The organism is Streptomyces sp. NPDC004647 (assembly GCF_040609575.1).
Lineage (GTDB): Bacteria > Actinomycetota > Actinomycetes > Streptomycetales > Streptomycetaceae > Streptomyces.
In genome coordinates, this window is record NZ_JBEXKU010000123.1 from 1 (window position 1) to 16276 (window position 16276).

The 16276-nt window shown below is 68.5% G+C and carries 21 protein-coding genes and 1 pseudogene; 18 read left to right on the top strand and 4 right to left on the bottom strand.

Translation table 11 applies throughout. From position 1 onward, the window contains the following. Positions 1–270: 270 nt before the first annotated feature. From ABZW18_RS31980 to ABZW18_RS32000, 5 genes are all read left to right on the top strand, one after another. On the top strand, positions 271–870 hold the full coding sequence (locus ABZW18_RS31980; RefSeq protein ID WP_356194351.1) for a helix-turn-helix domain-containing protein: 600 nt from the start codon (positions 271–273) through the stop codon (positions 868–870). A gap of 23 nt (positions 871–893) precedes the next feature. Beyond that, positions 894–1502: a hypothetical protein gene (locus ABZW18_RS31985; RefSeq protein ID WP_356194354.1), complete on the top strand. Its 609-nt coding sequence runs from the start codon at positions 894–896 to the stop codon at positions 1500–1502. A gap of 197 nt (positions 1503–1699) precedes the next feature. After that, positions 1700–2224 carry a hypothetical protein gene (locus ABZW18_RS31990; protein ID WP_356194356.1) on the top strand — a complete coding sequence of 175 codons (525 nt, stop codon included), beginning with the start codon at positions 1700–1702 and terminating at the stop codon, positions 2222–2224. 553 nt (positions 2225–2777) lie between these two features. Continuing rightward, complete coding sequence (locus tag ABZW18_RS31995; protein WP_356194358.1) at positions 2778–3032, top strand: hypothetical protein; 255 nt, start codon at positions 2778–2780, stop codon at positions 3030–3032. Beyond that, complete coding sequence (locus tag ABZW18_RS32000) at positions 3032–3757, top strand: helix-turn-helix domain containing protein (RefSeq protein WP_356194360.1); 726 nt, start codon at positions 3032–3034, stop codon at positions 3755–3757. The genes ABZW18_RS31995 and ABZW18_RS32000 overlap by 1 nt, the downstream gene beginning before the upstream one ends. 118 nt (positions 3758–3875) lie before the next feature. Here the strand turns inward: ABZW18_RS32000 and ABZW18_RS32005 are convergent, their stop codons facing one another. Next, positions 3876–4904: a hypothetical protein gene (locus ABZW18_RS32005; protein ID WP_356194362.1), complete on the bottom strand. Its 1029-nt coding sequence runs from the start codon at positions 4902–4904 to the stop codon at positions 3876–3878. A gap of 189 nt (positions 4905–5093) precedes the next feature. Here ABZW18_RS32005 and ABZW18_RS32010 point away from each other — a divergent pair, with 189 nt between their 5' ends. The 6 genes from ABZW18_RS32010 to ABZW18_RS32035 all read left to right on the top strand — a co-directional run bounded on the left by ABZW18_RS32010 (position 5094) and on the right by ABZW18_RS32035 (position 10238). Further along, positions 5094–5357, top strand: a complete 264-nt coding sequence (locus ABZW18_RS32010; protein ID WP_356194364.1) for a helix-turn-helix transcriptional regulator — start codon at positions 5094–5096, stop codon at positions 5355–5357. A 181-nt stretch (positions 5358–5538) separates the two neighbouring features. Further along, positions 5539–6402 (top strand): DUF6083 domain-containing protein, encoded by an 864-nt coding sequence (locus ABZW18_RS32015; RefSeq protein ID WP_356194366.1) that lies wholly within the window; start codon positions 5539–5541, stop codon positions 6400–6402. A 32-nt stretch (positions 6403–6434) separates the two neighbouring features. Further along, entirely contained in the window at positions 6435–7895 is a 1461-nt protein-coding gene (locus tag ABZW18_RS32020; RefSeq protein ID WP_356194368.1) for a UvrD-helicase domain-containing protein, read from the top strand. A gap of 566 nt (positions 7896–8461) precedes the next feature. Then, a complete protein-coding gene (locus ABZW18_RS32025; protein ID WP_356194370.1) occupies positions 8462–9241 on the top strand; it encodes a site-specific integrase in 780 nt (259 codons plus the stop codon). Then, positions 9238–9567 carry a helix-turn-helix transcriptional regulator gene (locus ABZW18_RS32030; protein WP_356194372.1) on the top strand — a complete coding sequence of 110 codons (330 nt, stop codon included), beginning with the start codon at positions 9238–9240 and terminating at the stop codon, positions 9565–9567. The genes ABZW18_RS32025 and ABZW18_RS32030 overlap by 4 nt, the downstream gene beginning before the upstream one ends. A 92-nt stretch (positions 9568–9659) precedes the next feature. Continuing rightward, entirely contained in the window at positions 9660–10238 is a 579-nt protein-coding gene (locus tag ABZW18_RS32035) for a hypothetical protein (protein ID WP_356194374.1), read from the top strand. A 212-nt stretch (positions 10239–10450) separates the two neighbouring features. On the opposite strand, the gene ABZW18_RS32040 is transcribed toward ABZW18_RS32035, so the two are convergent. Together ABZW18_RS32040 and ABZW18_RS32045 are read right to left on the bottom strand one after the other, a co-directional pair. After that, complete coding sequence (locus ABZW18_RS32040; protein WP_356194376.1) at positions 10451–10903, bottom strand: hypothetical protein; 453 nt, start codon at positions 10901–10903, stop codon at positions 10451–10453. A gap of 124 nt (positions 10904–11027) precedes the next feature. Then, positions 11028–11909, bottom strand: coding sequence for a transposase (locus tag ABZW18_RS32045; protein WP_356194378.1), 882 nt, complete (start codon positions 11907–11909; stop codon positions 11028–11030). Positions 11910–12001: 92 nt separating this feature from the next. On the opposite strand from ABZW18_RS32045, the gene ABZW18_RS32050 reads away from it, so the two are divergent. The 6 genes and pseudogenes from ABZW18_RS32050 to ABZW18_RS32075 form a co-directional block, all read left to right on the top strand. Next, positions 12002–12430: a hypothetical protein gene (locus tag ABZW18_RS32050; protein ID WP_356194380.1), complete on the top strand. Its 429-nt coding sequence runs from the start codon at positions 12002–12004 to the stop codon at positions 12428–12430. 59 nt (positions 12431–12489) lie between these two features. Next, positions 12490–12693 (top strand): hypothetical protein, encoded by a 204-nt coding sequence (locus ABZW18_RS32055; RefSeq protein ID WP_356194383.1) that lies wholly within the window; start codon positions 12490–12492, stop codon positions 12691–12693. Positions 12694–12791: 98 nt separating this feature from the next. Further along, the gene (locus ABZW18_RS32060; protein WP_356194385.1) at positions 12792–13376 is read left to right on the top strand and encodes a GNAT family N-acetyltransferase; all 585 of its coding nucleotides are present in this window, start codon (positions 12792–12794) and stop codon (positions 13374–13376) included. Between the two features lie 239 nt (positions 13377–13615). Further along, positions 13616–14140, top strand: a complete 525-nt coding sequence (locus tag ABZW18_RS32065) for a hypothetical protein (protein WP_356194388.1) — start codon at positions 13616–13618, stop codon at positions 14138–14140. 137 nt (positions 14141–14277) lie between these two features. Continuing rightward, on the top strand, positions 14278–14406 hold the full coding sequence (locus ABZW18_RS32070; protein ID WP_356194389.1) for a recombinase family protein: 129 nt from the start codon (positions 14278–14280) through the stop codon (positions 14404–14406). Between the two features lie 119 nt (positions 14407–14525). Next, positions 14526–14960 (top strand): annotated as a pseudogene (locus ABZW18_RS32075) (recombinase family protein); the annotation flags it as partial. Positions 14961–15383: 423 nt separating this feature from the next. Here the strand turns inward: ABZW18_RS32075 and ABZW18_RS32080 are convergent. Next, positions 15384–15557: a hypothetical protein gene (locus ABZW18_RS32080; protein ID WP_356194392.1), complete on the bottom strand. Its 174-nt coding sequence runs from the start codon at positions 15555–15557 to the stop codon at positions 15384–15386. Positions 15558–15751: 194 nt separating this feature from the next. Between ABZW18_RS32080 and ABZW18_RS32085 the strand changes: the two genes are divergently transcribed. Next, positions 15752–16144, top strand: a complete 393-nt coding sequence (locus ABZW18_RS32085) for a Rid family hydrolase (protein ID WP_356194394.1) — start codon at positions 15752–15754, stop codon at positions 16142–16144. The last annotated feature ends 132 nt before the right edge of the window (positions 16145–16276 follow it).

Below are 16276 nucleotides of genomic sequence, written 5' to 3' on the forward strand. Positions count from 1 at the left end.
GCTACGAACGCAAAGCCGAACACTTCCTCGCCTTCACCAGCATCGCCTGCACCCTCATCTGCTACCGCCGACTCACCAAATGAGATGACTTCTAAAGACTCGCCAACTGAGACGTCCTCTTAGGAGTCTCTGCTGGAGAGGCGGAACCCAGGTGGCCGGCTGTGTGCTGACGTCGTGAAGCTTCCGTCGGCAGCTTTGACTGCGTCGGGCGCAACCGTTAGCCTATGCCAAATCAGATAACGGAGTCGGCATGTACGTGGGGGAGGGAATGTGCTCCTGACGACCGGTCAAGCGGCCGAGGAACTCGGCTGCGCCGTCACGACTTTCCGTCGGCTCGTACGTGCTGGTGTGCTGCCAGGGCTGTCGCGACGGGGAGTCCGCGTGATGGTCCCGCTGGAGGTGGTGACCACGCTGAAGGAACGGGCCGCTGCTCCGCTGGCGCATCTTCCGGCTCCGGAGATTGCGGTGCTGCGTGCCGATGTGGCCCAGCAGGCAGGGAACGGTGCGTGGACCGGATTCTCCGCAACCTTGCCGCCCGAGGAGCTGCTGAAGGCGCTGCGCGGCTGGTGGCGCTGTGATGCGGGGAGTATCGCGGCCGGGCGGGTGCTGCCGGTGACGCTGTCCGGCTTTGTGGTCGCGGTCCTGACCGGACTCGAACGCTGGGAGAAAGACGACCGCGGCCGCCACGGCTTCCCCGAAGCAGTTCTCGCCGGCCACCTCACCGACCTTGCACAGCCGGTGAAGCAACTGACGGCTCCCGCACGGGAGGACCGGGAACTGGCGGACCTTCTGCTGGGCACCCGCCTGGCCTCGCACTCGGGCGGCACCATCGCCTACGTCACCACCAACACCACCGACACCGTCGATTGAACCGACGCCGCACAGGGACCGTGATGGACGCCAAGACCTACACCGCCACACTCGCTGAACTGCGTGCCCTGCGCGACGACATCAAGAAGGCGCGGACCGCACTGGCGAAGCTCGAGGCGGAACGCGACAAGAAGGTCACCGCGCTGGCCGGGCACCACAAGGCGAAGGCCGAACGGATCGCTCCGGCCGCCGGGCTGAGCCTGGCCGAGGTCGTCAGCCTCGTCCCGACCCTTGCCCCGGACGATCTCACCGCCCCGGCCGGGCCCACCGAACCGCCCGAGACCACACCGACCGGCCCCACCGAGCCCGGCGACGAGCCGAGGACCGCCGAGCCCGTACCGGGGGCGGTTGCCCCAGCGATGACCGCCCGGATGCCGGTAACCACCTCAACACCCCCGTCCGCACCTGCGGAACCCAGCCCGCACCCGACGCCGCTGCCCCTGCGCGTGCGGGAGAAACCCGGCCCCTGCCGTCCATCCCTGAGGGCACAGCGGGGGACCGGTGGTTCAGCCACACCGCCAACCTTGCGTCCACGCACCCGAACTTCACCCAGCAGGCCCGCTCCACGGTCTTCCTGGACACCAACACCGGCATCCTCGTCCACCGGAACCAGACCCTGCGCCTGGAGCTGAAATCCCCCTCAGCCGGCGAGATCCTCGAGGCCGTCTTCCACGCCCTTCCCGAGGGCGCCGAGCGGATCTACATCACCGCAGGCGACCCCTGGCACCGCGACGCCGACCGCTACCCCTACCTCAAGGACGCCGTCACCGCCTGGCTCAACGCCCCCACCCCCGGCTGGCGCACCGACACCGGCCGCGGCAAGGACCGCATGGCAGGCCACTTCGTCCACCCCCGCAACCCCGTCGGCCGCTACCAGCGCGAAAACAGCGAGCAGCACGTCGAGATCCGCTCCGTGGGGGAGTGGTTCGACACCGGCGGCACCGCCCCCGACACCATCCGCGACGCCTTCGTCCTACTGTGGAAAACCCTGCACACCCACTGGCCCGACGCCGTCATCATGGGATCCCCCTCCCAGACCGGCCGCGACCTGTGGACCCGCACCATCCCCACCCGCGGCCAGTTCGCCGACGGATACCCGGTCCTCTCCGAGGAACTACGCGGCCTGCTGCACGCCACCGCAGGCCAAGGCCGCACCGAACTGCTCACCCCGCCCGACGTTCCCGAACAACTCCCCGCCCTCGTCGAATACGACCGCACCTTCGCCTACGCCAAGCACACCTGGAAATCCGGCGTCGGCACCCCCGGCGCGTCACCGCCGCCACGTTCGCCTCCTGGTCGGAGAAGGAACAGACCAAAGCCCTCTTCGGCTGCGGCCACTGGCACGTGCGCGTAACCGTCCCCGACACCTGGGACCACGTCGGCATCCTCCCCGCCCCCGCCCCCGGCGAACGCGCCTGGCACTACCCCCGCACCGGCGGCACCACCTTCACCACCTGGGCCGGAGGCCCCGAGATCCACACCGCCCTGACCAACCCCCACCAGCCGTGGAAAGTCGAGATCCTCGACGGACTGCTGTGGGACGACGGCAAACCCTTGGACGACTGGTCCAAGAAACTTAAAGAAAGCTGGTCCCGCCTCGCCGCCCAAGCCGACCTCCACACCGACGAACAACCGACGAACAACAGCGCACCGCCGCCCGCCTCGCCTCCCGCGCCGTCCGCTCCCTCCTCCTCTACGGCATCGGATCCTTCGCCCAACGGCCCCGCATCGTCACCGGCACCACCCCCCGCACCGCCGAACGCGACATCCCCGAAGACGCCGAAATCATCGGCTTCGACGAGAACACCGTCACCTGGCAACGCCCCACCGGCTTCTCCCGCGACCCCTACGCCCACCCCGAATGGGCCGCCGGCATCTGGTCCGCCGCCCGCGCCGCCCTGCTCTCGATGCGCATGCGCGAGGACAACACCCACGTCGGCGCCCTCCACACACCCCCCGGCACCGTCGTCGCCTTCCGCACCGACGCCATCTACCTCACCCAACCCATGGACTGGCCCCACCACGGCCAGCCCGGCGACTACCTCAACAAAGGCCACCTCACCGGCCCCATCACTGCACCCACCAGCGAAGAGGACCTGCTCGCCCTGCGCGACGCCGGCCGCGCCGCCTTCCACCGCAACCACCCCGGCGGTAGAGCCTGATGCCACCACGCAACCGCCGCACCCAGCGACGCGAACTGAACGAAGCCGCCCGCCTCACCGACCAGTTCCAAGCCGCCGGCTACACCAAGCGCGACGTCGCCCGCATCATCAACCGCGACCCCTCCCTGGTCTCCCAGTTCTACACACGCCACAAAGGCGCCGCCTTCGTCCCCGCACTCCGCCACGCGCTCAATGCCGTCCAGACCGCAGGCATCACCGACACCGGAGAACTCGCCGACATCGCCGCTCCCCACATCACCCGCCGCACCACCCGCAGCGGGACAACGGCCCGGGTCCGCACCAAGGCCGTGCTGATCACCCCCACCGGCACCGGCACGGGCCGCGTCGGCGTCCAGGCCATCGCCTCCGGCTCCGCCCGCCTGCGCCCCCTGATCGCCGAAGCCGCCCGTCGCGGCCTGCGCCTGGCCTTCACCGTGCGCATGCCCAAAGGCGGCTACGTGCTCCCCTCCGGCAGCCGCGCCGACTCACCCGGCATCCGCCGCGACGTGATCCAACGCGCCGACCACACCGAGGAACGCTCCTACGGCGGAGCTGCGACCGGAGGCTTTGACGCAGCCGAATTCGCCCGACGAGTGGACCGCGCAGCAGGGGACGTCACCGCCGCCGTGCAGCAATGGCTCGCTGAAACCGGCCGCATCCACCCGGGAGCCCACATCACCCACCTCGAAATCCGGACCTGGCGCCCCCGGGCAACCCAGCGGTAACAGTCCGCCCGGCGGGGCGGGTCCGGGAGGCCCGGAAGGCACGCTCTTTTGTGCGGCGGTCACCGAGCCGACCAGTCAGGTGCTGTCCATGAACCACTTCCTGAAATGGGGGCACAGCTCATGACTGACCTGGCGCGCGCAACTGCCATCGCAGGTCATCGGTGACCCGATCCCATGCCCAGGCCGCCAGGACACCTGCGATGACGAGCTGGTCGAGCGAGGCGACCAAGCGGTCGTGCGGCAGACAGCACAGATGCGCCACACCGTCGGCTTCCGCCACGCGCTCAGACCGGTCCCCGCCGGGATGAGCGGTGAGCACAAGCGCTATCAGCCGCACCGTCGCGCAGGCACCGCGCAAGCGTCGTGCAGTGATGACGCGCAGCGCCCAGTCGGCAGCCCGGGCACGGTCGCTGCGCCCGGGAACCTGGGAGAGAACGGCACTGTCAAGCAGCTGCGCCTCCACTTCCCTGCGTGACGCCGGCACCGAAGCTCTGCGCGGCAACTGGCGCAGCCAGCCGTCCTGTTCCAGTTCGTGCCATGCCGCTGGAGCATCGCCGAGCCGCATGCCGCGCAGCAGTCCGGCGGACATCCTGATGCCTCCGGTGGCAGTGGAGCGCAGGGCGCACTGCACGGCGAGCAGGCGGGCAGCAGAATTCGTACTGGTGGCCAGGGCAGCGGCGAGGTAGCTCAGCATTTCGTGTACGCGGACCTGCTCGCCCGGCCCCTGCTGTCTGTGCCGGGCTTGCCGGATGCGCGGGGCGGTGCCGAGCTCCGGCCCGTGGGAAGTGAGGACCGTTTCGGGCACCACGGCGGCGTGGGCGGTGATACTGGCGCACGCGGTGCAGGCGTCGGCGAGCCGCCAGATGCGGCCGCCGTGCTCGCGCATCAGGACGAGCAGGATGGGGCCGGAGCAGCCGCGGTGCCGCGGATGCCAGCGACAGCCGCGTTCGTGGCACTGACAGATGCGCAGGTGCAGGGGGAGCGCGTCACGGCGGGCGTGCCGGGCGAGATGCGCCAGAGCCGCGGACCGGGCCGACGCAGCCTTCACCGTCCCCGTGGCCGGGGCGCACTGACGGCAGGCCAGGACCGGACCGCCCTGCTGCGGGCGCAGTTCCACCGTCCAGGTGCGCTGCACCACCGCTTGCATCGTGCACAGCCTCATCGGGCGCGCGCCCTCCCGTCTCCTGTGCGCCGTGGCCGGCCCGCCGGTCGGGGGAGTGGCGCGTGGGCGCACACCGTAGTGCAGACCCCTGCCCTCTCGTTTGGCCGATCACCTGCACAAATAGGGCAGAGGTCTGCACTGACAGGGCATGGCTCTGCACCGTCGGATGGTCGAGTGACGATCTTCCCGCCCGACCCCAACCTCGACGCGCTCCGTCTGGAACTCGCGCGACTGAGGGCCGAGCGCGGATGGACCTACGACCAACTCGCAGAACGCAGCGGCCTGGCCAGACGCACCCTCATCGAAATCGAGCAGGGCCGCACCATCGGCACCCTCAAAACCTGGCACGCCCTCGCCCACGCCCTGAACACCCCCCTGGACGAACTCTTCCGCGCGCTCTGCAACGGCCACACGCCCCCAGTAAAACCCGGCAGCTGACCGCACCGCCCACCCCGGCGCAACCCGCTCCCGCGCCTCTCCGGCCACCACACGAACCGGCGACACCCCGGGAACGGACACTCGACACTTCGCACACCAGTCCCCCCGGATACGGCCATCCGCAGGACGCCCACGGCCCCAGCACCCCACCCCCAGCGCACCGCATGGCACGTTCACCGCCATGCGCCCCACACCCACACCCCCCGGCCACCGATGGGACGGCACCCCCCACACAGCCCACCACCCCCGCGCCCTGCGCGTCACCCCCACCAGCGCCAGCCGACTCCTGCGCACCGCCCAGACCGCCCGCTGCCACGACTGCACCCACCCCATCGACTGGTATTACCGCACAGAACCGCACCAGCCAATCGCCCTCCACCCCCACGAACTGCCCACCACCACCGTCCCCACCACCCACCGCTGGCACACCAGCTCCGGCATCGCCCACCCCGCAGGCGACGGCACCCCCTGGTGCCGCATCCCCCACACCCTGCTGTGCCCCGCCCACGACACACCAGCACCCACACCCCAACTCGCCGAGCTGCGCCGCCGCCTGGCCGTCTGCACCCGCCGCCGACGCGACACCGGAGCCCCCACCCAACCCAGCAATATCCCGCCGGCACAGCCCCCCGCCTGCAGGCCAGCCCGACCCGTCGTACAGATCTTCTACCTGCGCTACCTCGCCCCCTGCCCCCTAGAAGACATCCAGTGCGTGGCCCAGACCCGCGACCGCCGCCGCTGCACCGCACCCGTACTCGCCTCCAACAGCCCGCAGGGAACCTGGGCACTCCTTCCAACCAACCCTGGCCACCACCAGCAACTAGCCCTCCCCGCCACCACCATGGCCATCTACGACCTCAGCCACCTGCCCTACGCAGAACAAATGAGCTGGCGCGCCCAGCGCTGCCCCCAGCACGCCGCAGCCCCCACCGCAGCGGACGCGGCCCTCACCGACTGGCAGCCCTTCGACCCGCTCGCCCACCACCAGCACATCCACGACCGCCTCCCCACCCTCGCCCGTCGCCGCGGCGCCCGCCACGCATGACCACTCCCGTACACCGCCCCCGGAGGGCCCAAATGCCAGGACCCACGGATGAGCAGACGGCAGCAGCCGACGCCTTCCGCGCCGGAGACCACCTCGTCATCCAGGCCGGCGCCGGCACCGGAAAAACCACCACTCTCACCCTCCTCGCATCCACCACCAAGCGCCGCGGCCGCTACATCGCCTACAACAAAGCCATCGCCACCGAAGCAGCAACCAAATTCCCGCCCACCGTCACGTGCAAAACCGCCCACTCCCTGGCCTTCGCCGCCCTCGGCCACCGCTACACCCACCGCCTCAACGGCCCCCGCCAGCCGAGCTGGAAAACCGGCAACGCCCTCGGCATCACCAAATCCGCCAAGATCGGCGACCGCGAGATCACCCCCAAGGCCTTGTCCCACACCGTGCTGCGCACGGTGGCCAGCTACTGCCATTCCGCTGACAATGCCCTCGCGCGCCACCACGTCCCACGCCTCCGGGGCGTCGACACCAGAGAGCACCACGCCGAACTCGCCTACATCGTCCTGCCCTTCGCCCGCAAAGCCTGGGCCGACCTCCAACACCCAGACGGCGGAGTGGTGCGCTTCGAGCACGACCACTACCTGAAGATCTGGGCCCTGACCGACCCGACGATCGAAGCCGAATTCCTCCTGCTCGACGAAGCCCAGGACACCAACCCCGTCGTCGAACTGGTCTTCACAGCCCAGCGCGCCCACGCTCAGCTGGTGATGGTCGGGGACTCCGCACAGGCCATCTACGGCTGGCGCGGCGCCCGCGACGTGATGACCGGCTTCGACGGCACCGCCTTGATGCTGTCGCAGTCCTTCCGCTTCGGCCCCCACCTCGCCACCGAGGCCAACCGGTGGCTGGCCATCACTGGCACACCAATCCGCCTGCGCGGCACCGAGACCGTCCCTACCGAAGTCGGCACCGTCGAGCATCCGGACGCGGTGCTGTGCCGGACCAACGTAGGTGCTATGGCCCAGGTGATGACGTTCCTTGCCCAAGGCCACCACGTGGCGCTGGCCGGAGGAGGGCAGAGCCTGCGGACGCTGGCCCTTGCGGCCCGCGATCTTAAGCAAGGCCGCCGAACCACCCACCCCGAACTGGTCCTCTTCCCCAGCTGGGGCGAACTGCAGGACTATGCCGAACACGACCCCTCCGGCGGTGACCTGCAGCCATTGGTCGACCTGGTCGACCAGCACGGCCCCGAAGCCATCCTCACCGCCCTGAACCAACTCGCCGACGAACGCCTGGCCGACGTGACCGTCTCCACCGCCCACAAGGCCAAAGGCCGCGAATGGGCAAGCGTGAAGATCGCTGACGACTTCCACCCGCCCAAGGACAGCGATCAGTGCGACGCCAACGGTCAGCCCACCCCTGGCCCCATCAACGACGCCGACGCCCGCCTGGCCTATGTCGCCGTCACCCGGGCCCGCCACCGCCTAGACCTCGGCGGCCTGTCCTGGATCGAGAACCACCCCGACGGGAGGTAGACCAGCCGGCCATGGCAAGCCACCGGTCTCCGATCAGCCTGCAGCCCGTCCCGACGGCAGGCGGCTCGACGTCTTGCTCGAAGAGCACCTCGATTGTGCGACAACCCTTGAGTTCCCCTGAGCTCTGCTGAGTCCTCTCTCTTGTGGCCAGGGGTTCCTCCTCCTTCGAGTGTTCTGTGGTTGGGTGACGCAACTTCGGGATTCTCGAAGCGTTCTCACCTCGTCCGACCGATCCACAGTCGGGCCGAAGGCGAGGAGGCTCGGGTTGGTGGCGCTGGCAGTCGTACGGGATCTGCGTGAGCACCGGACGCCCGCGTCGGCTGAGGAGCTGGAGCGGTTCGAGACCGACGTGCTGTCCGGGTTCGTCCTCGCGCGGGCCTCGGCAGGGCTGGCGGACGGCACCATCCGCGGGGACGTCGGGCACCTGGACCAGATCAGAAGCTGGTTCGGCCGACCGCTGTGGGACATGGAGCCGGCCGACGCTGACGCGTACTTCGGGAAGGTGCTGCGGGGGTTCACCGAGTGGCACCCGGCTGGGCCGGTCACAGGCACTGACCACGTACTTCATGTTCCTGGAGCTGCGGCACAAGATCGAGCTCCATCGGATGACCGGCCGGGTCGTCGAGTGCCCGATCGACGAGATGAACAAGCCGCGTGGGGCCAAGGACGCACAGCTGCGGATCCCGCCAAGCGAGCCGGAGGTCGGGACACTGTTCACTGGCTGGGGCGGCGAACTGGCGACATGCCGCAAGTTCGCCCCTACCGCCAGGAACTACACCGCCTCGAAGCGGTTGTCCCAGGTCGGCCTGCGGGTGAGCGAGGCATGTGGGCTCGACCTGGACGACATCAAGTGGGAGCTGGGCCGCTTCGGCAAGCTTCACGTCCGCCACGGCAAGGGCGCCCGCGGCTCGGGTCCGCGCGAGCGGATGATGCCGCTGATCAACGGCGCCGACCGGACTCTTCGGTGGTTCATTGAGGACGTCTGGGGCCAGTTCGACGATGACCACACCCGTCCCGGTGCCCCGCTGTTTCCCTCCGAGCGCAGGAACACCGACGGCTCCTCGCGCCGGGTCGGCGACGACGCTCTGCCCGACGGCCTCAAGAACGCGGCCAAAGCACATCTGCCGGGGTGGGGCGAGAAGCTGACGCCGCACGTCCTTCGGCACTTCTGTGCGTCCCAACTCTGTGGAAATGGGCTGGACTTGCTTGCGATCCAGGAGGTCCTGGGACGCTCCTGGATCGCCACGACGATGCGCTATATCCACGTGCAGCAGACCCGGGTCGAGGACGCCTGGGTCGCTGGCATCGAACGGGCCGCGAAGCGGCTGGAAGGACTGGTCCGATGAAGTGGAACCTGCGGCTGACCGCCGCGAACAAGGGCATCTGGAAGGCGTCCGAGCTCCAGCGAAACCTCGCGGAGCACGGCCTGGTGATCTCGGCCGGGAAGATGTCCGGGCTGTGGTCCGGGCAGCCGGTCTCGCTCAAGCTGGAGGACCTGGACGTCATCTGCGTCGTCCTCGGCTGCGAGATCGGTGACCTGCTGATCCCCGAGCCGGGCAAGGTCAACCGCCCTGATCAGCGGGCGACCGGCCGGGTCGCGGTCGGCTCCGACACTGCTGGCCCGGTGGTGGTGCCCAAGCGTCGCGATGGCCGGTCGCTGCCTCCGGCATGAGCCGGTTTCCGAAGGGGTACTGCAAGCCCACCCACTCGTGCGACAGTTGCCCTGGGGGCGACTTCAGCGGACGCCTCTGCCAGACCTGTTACATGTTCGGCCGCAGCCACGAAACGGCCACCTGCGGTGGCTGCCGCCGCGTCCAGCCGCTGAAGTGGAATTACTGCCGTCTGTGCTGGTGCCAGGCCCGCCTCAACACCCAGGCCGCTTCCGGTCCGCTGACCGCCGAGGCCGATGTGAGAGCCCGGCTCCAGGCCGTCCGGCACCACCAGTTGTTCTTCGTCGGCCTGCACCACCGCAATGGACCGGCACTCGCCCCTGCACAGCGCGGAGGACGACGGGGACCGCCACGCAAGCCGCCGCCCGCGCCAGCCTGGCGGCCGCGTGCCGACTGGAGCCAACTGCCGCTGTTCGAGCAGATCCCGCGTGACTACAGCCGCCTCGACCCAACAGCCGTCGACCTGACCAGCCCGTGGCTGGCTTGGGCGAAGTACCTCGCCTACCAGCTCGCCGAGGTGCGGGGATGGGGGCGCAAAATCCGCTTCGCCGTGAACCGCGGCCTGGCCCTGGTCCTCCCCGAGCGGTCGCAGGCGATGTCATCCGTCACAGCGAGATATTCAGCCCGCTCCGGGCCCGCGACCTGCCAGTCGGGCATACCGTCACGGTCCTGAAGGAGATGGGGATCTTCCTGGACGACAGAGAGCCCTCCTTCGAGCTGGCTCGCCGAGCGCCTGGAAGGACTCGCGCCAGGCATCAGCGCGGAGGCCGAGCGCTGGACCCGGACCCTGCGCGACGGTGGCCCCCGCAGCCTGCCCCGGCGGCAAGGCACGGTCTGGCTCTACCTCAACCATGTCCGACCAGCACTTCTGGAGTGGTCGAACCGCTAGCGGTGGTTTGTTAGGTCGGGGCGTAGGGGTTCAGATGTTGCCCGGCGGTCACCGCGTCGATCAGGGTCTGGAGGTCGGTGGGTGGGGGCGCGTTGGACCATGCCTGCCACCAGCGTTGTAGCGCGATGCAGGGGGTCAGCCAGCTGCGGATTGCACGTAATGCCCGGGGCCAACAGGGTGGGAGGGGCTGGTGGGAAGGAGACGGTCCCCCTCTCTGGCCGGTCCTGGCGGTCGGCGAGGGCGGAGACCGCGGAGTGCCCGGTCGGTGGTTCGGGCGGGGCGGGTTGGTCGAACCAGGCGTCCCAGCAGAAGAAGAACGCGCAGTTGACCAGGGTCTGGTGGCGGCGGATCGCGGTGTCGGAGCGGACCTGGAAGTCGGCCCAGCCGAGTTCGTCCTTGACTTGTTTGTAGCTCTGCTCGATCCAGTGCCGGATCCCGTAGATCCGCACGACTTCGGCAGGTCGGCGGCCGGGTGCAGACTGCCCGTCTCACGCGGTCCGCCGGGCCGGGGCAGGTTGGTGGCCAGGTACCAGGTGGTCTTGTCCGGCAGGGTGGCCGGGTCGGTGGTGGCCACTACCAGCCGGGTCGTGCCGTCCGGGCCCCACCAGCCCAGCTGGGCATCGGCGGCCCACCAGGTGGCGGTATGCCCGTCACGGAACGTGCGCGTGACCGCACTCCAGTCACCAGGAGTATCCGGGCCGCCCCACGCGAGGTCGCGGGCGGCATCGACAGGCTGTACGCCTCATCGCCGTACGCCCAGGCCCCTCGCCGAGGCTTGATCGCCATCACGAACGGCAGTCCCGCAGTGGTCAGTTCGCCACGGAAAGCGTCCTGGTCGCCGTAAGCGCAGTCGGCAGCGACAGCCCGGAAGGGCACCCTTGCAGCCTGGGCGTCGCGGGCCAGCGCGGCGGCGATCTGCAGTTTGGTGCGAAAACCCGGGTCGCTCTTCCCCTTCGGGAAGTGGCGGGCGGGGGTGTAGGGCACCGCGTGCAGCGGGTAGTACAGGCGCTCGTCCGCCCAGCAGGTGGTCACGGTGACGATGCCCCGGTCGGTCTTGCCCAGCCGACCCAGCCACTGCGAGCCCACATGCGCGGTCGCCTTGCCGTCCTTACGGTCCCCGGAATCATCGATGACCAGCACCCCGCCGGCGTGCGGGGCGGTCGCCGGATCGGTCAGCAGTAGCTGAAGGCGCCGGGCGTTGATTCTCTCGTGGTCCCAGGGCGACTCGGAGAGGAAGAACTGCAGCCGTTGCACCGCCGCATTCTGCGCTCCGGCCACCGGTTCCGCCCCGGCCAGGCAGGTCAGCGTCTTGTTCCGGTCCCGCGGCAGCAACAGTCCCGCCAGATATTCCCGGAACCCGCGCCGCTGGGCGAGCGAGCACCACAGGTCATCGAACCGGGCCGCGTACCCCTCCAGCGGTCCCGGCGCTGGCGGACACGCACGACGCGCGGTCACCACCACAACCACCCCCGACCAGCACCAACTACCCTTGCCTGGCGGCATACTGCGGCATCAGCCCCGCGTCAACAAACCACCGCTAGGACCACTTGCGAGAAGTTACTCGCGACGATGTCCTCACTCACACTAGAACGCTGCATGGCCACCATCGCCGCGACCAGCTCGTCGCCCTGCGCTCACTGTTCGCCTGGGCCAAGCGGGCAGGTCTCGTCTTCCGTAACCCCACCAGCCGAATCAAGGTCGGTCAGTACGAGTACGGCGTGCTTCAACCGCTCGTCCCCGCCCAGGTTGACCGGTCGGTGGCGGTCACCACCCCGGCGGCACGGCTCATCCTCGCCCTCGCCGCGGTTCACGCCGCCAGGGTCGCTCAAATCGGCACCCTCATGCTCGACGACGTCGACCTCGGCAACCGCCGACTGACCATCGCCGGACGCGTCCGCCCGCTCGACGACCTCACCCTGAAACTGCTGAGCACCGGCGAAGCCAGTGGTCGAACACCGCGAACCTCCACCTGCTGATCAACAACCAGACCGCCACCAAGACCAGCCGCGCCAGCAACAACTGGATCAGTGCAGCGATGCGCGGGCAGGACGCGACACTGGAGCGGCTCCGCGTCGACCGGCAACTCGAAGAGGCCCTGACCCACGGGCCCGATCCACTCCATCTCGCCGAGGTGTTCGGGCTCGACGAAAAGACCGCCATGCGCTACGCGGACTCCGCGCGGGCCCTGCTGGAACAGGCTGCGGAGGCCGACGGTCGTGTCCCGCCGAGTGGTGTGTAGCCGTGAGGATCCTTGCGGCGTCTGGCATGGGGTAAGCCACCATAGGGCCCGGATATAACTGATCGACACTCTGATCTTGATCGCGTTAGCTTGGCGGCATGCCCGAACTGCATACCGATCGTCTTCTGCTCCGCCGATGGCGGGAGTCCGACCTCGAACCGTGGGCGGCGATGAACGCCGATCCCGAAGTCCGGGAACACCTGGGCGAGCTGCTGACACGGGAGCAGAGCGATGCCGCGGTGACGCTCATGCAGGCCGAGTTCGACGAGCGAGGTTTTGGGTGGTGGGCGCTGGAAGCGCGGGAGACCGGAGAGTTCATCGGCCGTGCCGGCTTGGACGAGGTGGACGAGGACATGCCGTTCACGGGCATGGATATCGGGTGGCGGCTGACCCGTTCGGCGTGGGGTCACGGTTACGCCACCGAGGCCGCGCTGGCCTGCCTGGCCTTCGGCTTCGAGACCCTCGGGCTGTCGGAGGTCGTTGCGTCGACGACCGTCAACAACCTTCGTTCCCAGGCAGTGATGCGCCGGATCGGCATGACCCGGGACCCGGCCGACGACTTCGAGGATCCGAGCGTGCCCGATGGGCCGCTGCGCCGGTATGTGCTGTACCGGACCCTCCGCAAAGAGGCTCACGGCCTACACCACTCGGCGGGACACGGCCAGGCCGACCCCGCGAGTTGACCCCGAACCCGCGGGTCTATTCCCCAGAATCAGGGCACCGCACCCTCGGGTTCGCGCTGAAGAACCTTCAGTTTCCGCGAACTCGCGGAGGTCAAGGGGGTCGAGGAACACCCGAACGGAAATCGCCGTTATTACTCTCTGTGACGATCTGCTGCAGACCACCCCTACGGCGGAACCTTCCCCTTCGCAGCCGCGGGGCATCTTGTCCTGACCTCAAGATCGACGTTCACTCTGTGATCATGCCGAGCAATGACGTGCCAGAGCGAAGGCCGCCGGGAGGGGAGACCGAGCCCACCCCGCAGGTCGACGTCTCCTACGGCGACTCCTGGGGCGATCGGGTGATGCGCCAACTTCGCGTGCAGAAGTTGATCTCGGTGACGGCTGGGGTAGCCAGCGCGGTCAGTCTGGCCTTCTCAGGCCTCTCTTTCGCGAAGGCCGAACATGCAGCTCATGAGGCATGGACCAACGATCAGTGTGTCACCTTGGTCGCCCAGTACGACAGGCTCGCCGACATGCGAGCCGCTGCGCTGCGTGCGCTCGCCGAAGGTTCGAATCTATCTGCAGAGGAAGCTGGACAGCTCAGGGCGCAACTCTCCCAGGCGGAAGCTGAACTGGAAGTCCGGACGCAGGTCGAGGACTGCCTCGATGAGCAGGAACAAGTCCGCCGAGAGGCCGCCTTGAAGCTGGTCAAGGAGGCGCTGGACCTACTGCGCACGGCCGCCGCACGTCTCCCGAGTAAGTCACCCTCGCCAACCCCGACGTAGTTGCTCCTTGTAGGGGTCTGAGGAACATCCCTGGTGGGTGGCGGACGGGGCGTCGGCAGGGAGGCCGTTATCTGCCAGCTTCTATGACACCGCAGGTCACAGAGCTGCCTGTCAGTGGGAGCCGCCATCATGGCCTCATGAGGCTCGTGGGATACATCCGCGTCAGCACCGGACGCCAGCTCGACGGCTACGGACTCGATGTCCAGGAGAAGCAGGTACGGCGATGGTGCCGACAGGCCGGCCACCGGCTCGGCCGCACTATCTAACGTGACGAGGGCCGACCCGGAACCCTCGAAACCGCCGACCGCCCCGGCCTGGCCGACGCGCTGACCGAAGTCGAGGATGGCACAGCAGACGGGATCGTGGCCCCACCCTCGACGGGTTCGCCCGCACCTTCGTCGTCCAAGAGGCGATCCTGGCCGAGGTCTGGAAACACGACGGCCGAGCCTTCACCGCCGACACAGGCGAGATTCACGCCGACGACCCCGAAGACCCGATGCGCACCGCCATGCGCCAGATGATGGGCGTCTTCGCCCAACTGGAACGTTCAATGATCAGCGCATGGCTCCGGCACGGCCGCCGGGAGAAGGCCACCCAAGGCGGATACGCCTACGGCGCCCCACCTTTCGGCTGGAAAGCCGAGAAGAAGACGCTGGTCGAGGTGACCGAAGAACAGACCACCCGGACCCGCGCCCGCGAGCTGCGCGACGCCGGCGCGTCGTACCGGGAGATCATCGCCTCGCTGGAAGCCGAGGAACACCGGCCCCGCCGCGGCGACCGATGGCACCCCGAGACCGTGCTGGCGGATGCCCGCGCATGAGACGCCATATACCCTCCGCCCCCGGAGGGAAGACCGACGTCCCTGATACCTCTCAGCGGTCCGACCACAACTCTGCGAGGTAGTCCGCGGCTTCTTCACCCAGTTCGTCCTCCACAGAGCGGACGATGTCGCGCGCACGGTCACGCAACTCAGAGCTGGCGATGCCGCAGAAGGTACCGTCGTCAGTGATTCTGATGGGGAGCCCACCGAGCTTCCGCAGGCTCCAGTACCGGTCCCGCGGCTTCCACTTCTTCGGCTTCTCCGGGGGCTCCCAATGCGGGGCGACAGCTTCATCCCCGATGAAGTCAGCCGTGTCTGCTCCAGTACGTTGCGCGCTTGCTTCAGTTCCTTGTCAGGCTCCCGCTCGGTGTCGCCCCGTTCGTGGTCGAGCCGGTCACGTCATCGTTCCAGCTGGTAGGCCGCTCACAGGAGCGTGTGTTCCGCGACCCAGAGCTGCCGGAACTCGCTCTGCAGGTACTCGCCGTCGATGCCAGGCTCGTCTCCTTGCATCCGGTAGGAGGCATCCACGCTGCGGCGTGTCTGCTCCACCCGTTCGATTTGCCGAAGGACTTCTTCGGCCCAAGTGCGTACGAACATCAGCTGGCTTCGTTGATGTCTAGGAACAGCGTTTGTCGACTGATTCCGGAGTCAGTCGGTGATCAGGCGGTTGGTGAATGTCGAGCAGAAATGACGGCGTTCTCGCGGGGCGGCGAGAAAAGGGAAGGCGGCAGCCAACTGGCCTTTGGCAGGATGTCCGCGCTGAACACCCGAGGGGAAAGGACCTCACAACCGTGGCTCGTGCCATCACTTTGATCCGCTCCACCGCCCTGTCCGACGTCGCCGAGTACGCCTACGCGGCCACGGCGCCCGCCGAGTCACGCCTGATCTTCCTCGCAGGGGCGTGTCCGCTGAACGATGACGGCTCCACAGCCGCGCTCGGGGACTACGCGGGCCAAGCAGCGAAAGCCATCGAGAACATGCAGGCCGCTCTTACTGCCTCAGGCGCGTCACTCCAGGACGTTATTAGCACACGGGTTCTCGTCGCATCGGCCCGGCGGGAGGACCTGGTGGCCGCCTGGCAGGTAGTCCGGGACTCGTTCGCTGACCATGACGTCCCCAGCACGTTGATGGGCGTCACCGTCCTCGGTTACAAGAACCAACTCGTCGAGATCGAGGGGGACTGATGCACGGTCTGGTGACATCTGATCTGGCTTGCCCGTGGGGGCGGCCTGGAAGGATGTTGCTGTGCCTGTTCCCTATCCCCAAGAGTTCCGTGATGACGTCGTGCGGGTGGCCCGCAGCCGCGAGAAGGGCGT